General features: G+C 36.6%; 5 protein-coding genes and 5 tRNA genes. 8 read left to right on the top strand and 2 right to left on the bottom strand.

Going from position 1 to position 5,441, the window contains the following annotated elements; all coding sequences use genetic code 11:
- Nucleotides 1-13: 13 nt before the first annotated feature.
- Together J7J33_05070 and J7J33_05075 are read right to left on the bottom strand one after the other, a co-directional pair.
- Nucleotides 14-697: a cyclase family protein gene (locus tag J7J33_05070; protein MCD6168659.1), complete on the bottom strand. Its 684-nt coding sequence runs from the start codon at nucleotides 695-697 to the stop codon at nucleotides 14-16.
- Nucleotides 687-2,204, bottom strand: coding sequence for a YifB family Mg chelatase-like AAA ATPase (locus J7J33_05075; GenBank protein ID MCD6168660.1), 1,518 nt, complete (start codon nucleotides 2,202-2,204; stop codon nucleotides 687-689). The genes J7J33_05070 and J7J33_05075 overlap by 11 nt, the downstream gene beginning before the upstream one ends.
- Nucleotides 2,205-2,310: 106 nt before the next feature.
- Here J7J33_05075 and J7J33_05080 point away from each other — a divergent pair, with 106 nt between their 5' ends.
- From J7J33_05080 to J7J33_05115, 8 genes are all read left to right on the top strand, one after another.
- Nucleotides 2,311-2,682 (top strand): DUF2089 domain-containing protein, encoded by a 372-nt coding sequence (locus J7J33_05080; protein ID MCD6168661.1) that lies wholly within the window; start codon nucleotides 2,311-2,313, stop codon nucleotides 2,680-2,682.
- Nucleotides 2,675-3,610 carry a DUF4097 family beta strand repeat protein gene (locus J7J33_05085; GenBank protein MCD6168662.1) on the top strand — a complete coding sequence of 312 codons (936 nt, stop codon included), beginning with the start codon at nucleotides 2,675-2,677 and terminating at the stop codon, nucleotides 3,608-3,610. The genes J7J33_05080 and J7J33_05085 overlap by 8 nt, the downstream gene beginning before the upstream one ends.
- The gene (locus J7J33_05090) at nucleotides 3,585-4,790 is read left to right on the top strand and encodes an MFS transporter (GenBank protein MCD6168663.1); all 1,206 of its coding nucleotides are present in this window, start codon (nucleotides 3,585-3,587) and stop codon (nucleotides 4,788-4,790) included. The genes J7J33_05085 and J7J33_05090 overlap by 26 nt, the downstream gene beginning before the upstream one ends.
- 98 nt (nucleotides 4,791-4,888) lie before the next feature.
- Nucleotides 4,889-4,963 (top strand) — tRNA-Thr (locus J7J33_05095).
- 5 nt (nucleotides 4,964-4,968) lie between these two features.
- Nucleotides 4,969-5,054, top strand: a tRNA-Tyr gene (locus tag J7J33_05100).
- Between the two features lies 1 nt (nucleotide 5,055).
- A tRNA-Gly gene (locus tag J7J33_05105) sits at nucleotides 5,056-5,131 on the top strand.
- Nucleotides 5,132-5,139: 8 nt separating this feature from the next.
- A tRNA-Met gene (locus J7J33_05110) sits at nucleotides 5,140-5,214 on the top strand.
- 1 nt (nucleotide 5,215) lies between these two features.
- Nucleotides 5,216-5,291 (top strand) — tRNA-Thr (locus tag J7J33_05115).
- The last annotated feature ends 150 nt before the right edge of the window (nucleotides 5,292-5,441 follow it).

Genomic DNA, 5,441 nt, shown 5'->3' on the forward strand with positions numbered 1-5,441 from the left:
ATTATAACTTAATTTACAATTTGAAAGCGATGATTCTTGCAGGACTACCTGAACCACCTTTGATTTTCAACGAGCCCAAGAATATGTAGAAACCTCTTTCGGGAAGTTCATGGAGGTTTTTTAAATTCTCAATGTGTATGCAACCATTTTCAAATAAGATTCTGTTTGATTCAAAATCTTTACTCATCCCTCCGTCAATACCGTGAGTATCTATCCCTATTATTTTAACTCCTTTCTTAATAAGAAAACTTACCACTTCAGGTTTCACTCCGGGAAAGTGCATAACTCCATCTTTGTCAATTCCAAGGTAATCTTTTGTTTTCCAATATTTATCCCAGCCTGTCCTTACAAGAACGCATTTTTCTCTTATCTCTCCATAAATTTTTTCCCACATTTCTATATCACAGATGTTTAATAGATAGTTTCTGTTCAAAGAAGCTTTCTTACTTATATCTATTACAATTGATTCTACAATTAAAAGATCAAGTGGAATCATTGATGCATCAAAGCCATCCTTTATAAAATGTAGTGGTGTTCCAATGTGTGTTCCTGTATGCTCCCCTATATGTATGTAATTTAAGTTAAAGCCATCTCTTTCTATACTTTTTACCCTCTCAATTTTAATATGTGGGTCTTTTGGAAATATTGGAGTATCTTCATCTATTGTATGGGTTAAATCAACTATTTTAAATGTCATCTGAAAGGGAATACCTTTGATAACTTATTGCTTCAAGTAAGTGTGAAGTATTTACCTTCTCCTCTCCTTCAAGGTCTGCAATTGTCCTTGAAAGTTTTACTATTTTATCCATACTTCTTAAAGTAAGTTTCAATGATTTCAATGCATTCTTGAGTGTCCTTTCAGCCTCTTCAGTGAGAGGGATATACTTTTTAATAAGTTTTGGAGTTAGCCTTCCATTGAATTTAATTCTTTCTTTGGCATACCTTTCCTTTTGAATTTCCCATACTCTTTTAACCCTTTCCCTTATCTTTTCTGAACTCTCTGCCTCTTTTTTCTCAAAGATCTCTGTATCTGTAAGCCTTGGCACCTTTAATTTTATATCAAACCTATCCCATAAAGGACCTGATACTTTTCTTCTGTATCTCTTTATCTCTCCTATTGAACATGTGCATGTTTTCTCTGGGTCTCCATAGTAACCGCAGGGACATGGATTCATCGCTGCCACAAGTAAAAAATCTGATGGAAATTCAAGGCTTGTTCTTACCCTTGATATTGTTATGTATCCATCTTCAAGTGGCTGTCTTAAAACCTCAAGGACATCCCTTCTAAATTCAGGAAGTTCATCAAGAAATAAAATTCCTTTGTGAGCAAGACTTATCTCTCCAGGTTTTGGAATTGTTCCACCACCCACAAGTCCTGCATAGGATATGGTGTGATGTGGTGCACGAAAAGGTCTTGTCTTTATAATATCCTCCCCATCCTTAAGTAATCCAGCAATGGAGTATATTTTTGTTATCTCCACAGCATCATCATAGTCAAGTGGTGGCATAATCGTAGGCATCCTTCTTGAAAGCATTGTCTTTCCTGAACCAGGAGAACCAACCATTATTATGTGGTGTTTCCCAGCTGCAGCAATCTCCATTGCCCTTTTTAGAAATTTATGTCCCTTCACATCTGAGAAGTCTAAATCAAACTCTTTATCTGTAAATTCTATATCTTTGTTTACCACAGGCTCTCTTTTCTCCTCTCCCCTTAGAAACAGGACAACTTCAGTTAGGTTTTTAAAATGATACAACCTTGTCTCCTTTGAAAGGGAGCACTCTACAAGGTTTCCTTCTGGAATTACAAAATTTTTCCCCTTTAAGAAGAGAGATAGAGGAAGCCCACCACTTATCCTTCTCAATTCTCCCTCAAGGGAAAGTTCACCCACAAAGTAATAATCTATTAAACCTTCCTTTGGAATTTGGTCTGATGCGGCAAGAATTCCTATTGCTATAGGCAGGTCAAAGAGTGTACCTTCCTTTTTTATCTCACCAGGAGCAAGATTAACTGTTATCCTTCTTACAGGAAGATCAAAACCAGAATTTTTTATAGCTGCCCTTACCCTCTCTTTTGCTTCCTGAACGGAAGTGTCAGGAAGACCAACAATTGTGAAAGATGGAAGACCTGACGAGATGTCCACTTCTACAGTAATCTCATACACCCTCAACCCCAAATGTGTCACTGCCTTTACCTTCGCATACATACCTAAAAGATAAAACAAATCTTGTCAAATTTCAATTACTTGACAAAATTAAAATCTGTTTTAATATTATTAAAGTAATGTTTAATATTTTTAAAGGAGGCTAAAAATGAAACTTCCATCAAAGTGTCCTTCCTGTGGAGAGATGCTTGAGATAACTGAACTTAGATGTCCTAAATGTGGAACTGTGGTCAGGGGACATTATAAATTAAATAAATTTCTTACCCTCTCTCCTGAAGAGGAGAAATTTCTTTTTACTTTCCTTATCTCAAGAGGAAACCTTAAAGAGGTTCAGGAAAGACTTGGTATTTCTTATCCAACGGCAAAGGCAAGACTTGAAGAACTCCTTGTATCCCTTGGTTTGTATAAGGAAAAAGCAAAAAACCCATTGATAAAAGAGATTTTAGAGAGACTGGAAAGAGGGGAAATAACCTCAAAGGAAGCAATAAAACTAATAAAGGAGGTAAAGAAAAATGGATGAGGAGATTTTAAGAAAACTTGATGAGTTGGTTAAGATGGGAAAACTTACAGAGGAAGAGAAGGAGGAAATATTAAAGGAAATTTTGGATGAGGAAAGTGATAAATCTTCAATGGAGACATTTAAGGGGAATTATAAGAGAGTCTCCATCAACATTGAGAGTCAGGATGTGGAAATAGAAGGAAGTGATATAGATAATATTCAAATAGAGGAAGGAATGGACACAGTTAACATAGAGGAGAAAGACGATGAATTGAAGATCATGAGTAAATTGAAGGTAAGACTCCTTCCTCATTTCAATTTCAATAAGTTTATATCCACCATACCAACTTTAAAGATTAAAGTACCCAAGGAGATAGATATTAATATACATACAATTTCCGGGGATGTCAAAGTTAAGGGAATAAAAGGTAAACTCTCGCTCAAAAGCTTAAGTGGAGACACAAAAATTGAAGAATTTGAAGGAGATATTAAATTTGATTCTACAAGTGGAGACCTTGAACTTATCAAGGTAAAGGGGGATGCAGATTTTCATTTAAAATCTGGAGATGTAAATATAAGAGAGTGCAAAATTAAAGGAACTCTAAAAACTTATTCAGGTGATGTTCGTATAGAGAAAAGCTTAATTAAAGGTCTCAACTTCAACATCTTTAGTGGAGATATCAGAGCGAGAGACATTCTAATTGAGGGAGACATAACAGGGAAAACTTACCATGGAGATATGGATCTTTCTATAAATTCTGATAATCTCTCAATCTCTCTCAAGACAAAAAGAGGTGATGTCAAAATTTTAAAAGATGGTGTAAGAGAGAAGATATCTAATAAGGAAGTTGTAATAGGTGAAGGTAAGAATAAAATTAACCTTGTAAGTTTAAGCGGAGATATAAAGATTTTTGTAAAGAGTCATGAACAAAACTATATTAAAAAATAGAAACTTTATTCTTCTGTTTGTAGGGCAGGGCATATCTTACCTTGGAGATGCCGTTTTTGAGACAGCTCTTATGTGGTATCTACTCCAAATAACCGGCTCATCACTTCTTATGGGAAGCGTAATGATATTTTTTATGGTCCCAAATCTTGTAACCAAAATATTTTCTGGAGTTTTGATAGATAGAGTTAGTAGAAGAAAAATTATGTTTCTCTCTAACCTCCTCAGTGGATTCTTGCTTTTTATAGGTGCTATCCTCTTTATTCTGGGATTACTTACAATTCCTGTAATCTTTTTTATGTCAGCTCTTCTTGGTTTTATCTCTGCCTTCTTTGAGCCATCTCAGTCTTCCATAATCCCGTCTATCCTGACAAAGGATCAGCTTATAAAAGGAAACTCACTACTACAACTTGTTTTTAGACTTTCCTATCTCGTTGGACCTGCCATATCTGGTCTTATCATGGCAAAACTTGGAATACTCTCTTTAATCATCTTTGATGCCATTTCATTTTTTATAGGAGCTTTCTGTATCTATTTAATAAGATTGGAGGAAAAGGCTAACTTACAAGTCAAGAGATTAAATCTTAAGATCTGGTTTCAGGAGTTTAAGGAGGGAATAAGTTTTATTATAAAAACCAAGGTAATTCTGTATCTTATAATTGCTCTGGCATGGATAAACTTTTTCTTCTCTCCTGTGGGAATACTTCTTGCCCCCTATGTTAAGAAAATTCTTGGAAAGAGTGTAATGGATTTCGGATTTTTAAATTCTGCTGTTTCTGTTGGTACTCTAATAGGTTTTACTTACCTATCCATTGCAAGAGTCAAAAGAAAAGGGTTTTACATTCTTATAGGATTTTTAGGAGCAGGAGTTTCTATTTTTCTTCTTGGTTTATCCAAAGACATGATTATGATTTATGGATCAATAATTATGGCGGGATTGTTTGTTGCCTTTGTGAGTAGTCCTATTATCTCTCTTATGCAGGAACTTACAGAGGAAAGAATGAGAGGAAGACTCTTTTCCACCATGTCCATTGTTACAGGAAGTCTTGCTCCCCTTTCAATTGGAATTTTCACCTCTATCGCAGATAAAATACCTGTTGATAAACTTTTCTCTTTTCTTGGTTTAATGGTGACATTGATATCCATTTCATTGTTTTTTGTTAAGGAGATTAGAAGAGCTTAAAATGTATTGTTTAATCTATTGACAAAAACAAAAAATAGTGTAATATATCCTATGCTCCTTGACAAATAGTTTAGATTTAATATAATTCTTATTGGATTGCCGGCGTAGCTCAGTGGTAGAGCAGCTGATTTGTAATCAGCGGGTCGGGGGTTCAAATCCCTCCGCCGGCTCCATTTGTGGAGAGGTAGCGAAGTGGTCAAACGCAGCAGACTGTAAATCTGCCGGCGAATGCCTTCGGAGGTTCGAATCCTCCCCTCTCCACCATGCGGGAGTAGCTCAGTTGGTAGAGCATCAGCCTTCCAAGCTGAGTGCCGCGGGTTCGAGTCCCGTCTCCCGCTCCATACATCGTTGCGGGGTGGAGCAGTGGTAGCTCGTCGGGCTCATAACCCGGAGGTCGCTGGTTCGAATCCAGCCCCCGCAACCATGCCCATGTAGCTCAGGAGGTAGAGCGTGTCCTTGGTAAGGACAAGGTCAGCGGTTCGAGTCCGCTCATGGGCTCCATAGATGGAAATTTTTCCCTGAGATATAGTCTATAGAATAAATGAAAGGAGGTGAAGTCTGGCTCTTTTTCTTTTTAGAGCCAGATAAAGGAAGAAATGGCCAAAGAGAAATTTGAAAGAACTAAACCGCATGTGAATGTTGGAACCATTG

The sequence above is a fragment of the Caldisericia bacterium genome (genome assembly GCA_021158845.1).
Taxonomy (GTDB): domain Bacteria; phylum Caldisericota; class Caldisericia; order B22-G15; family B22-G15; genus B22-G15.

Excerpts from the sequence above, each read along its gene's own strand:
- J7J33_05070 (MCD6168659.1), bottom strand. The coding sequence starts at position 697 with ATGACATTTAAAATAGTTGATTTAACCCATACAATAGATGAAGATACT.
- J7J33_05075 (MCD6168660.1), bottom strand. The coding sequence starts at position 2,204 with ATGTATGCGAAGGTAAAGGCAGTGACACATTTGGGGTTGAGGGTGTAT.
- J7J33_05080 (MCD6168661.1), top strand. The coding sequence starts at position 2,311 with ATGAAACTTCCATCAAAGTGTCCTTCCTGTGGAGAGATGCTTGAGATA.
- J7J33_05085 (MCD6168662.1), top strand. The coding sequence starts at position 2,675 with ATGGATGAGGAGATTTTAAGAAAACTTGATGAGTTGGTTAAGATGGGA.
- J7J33_05090 (MCD6168663.1), top strand. The coding sequence starts at position 3,585 with ATGAACAAAACTATATTAAAAAATAGAAACTTTATTCTTCTGTTTGTA.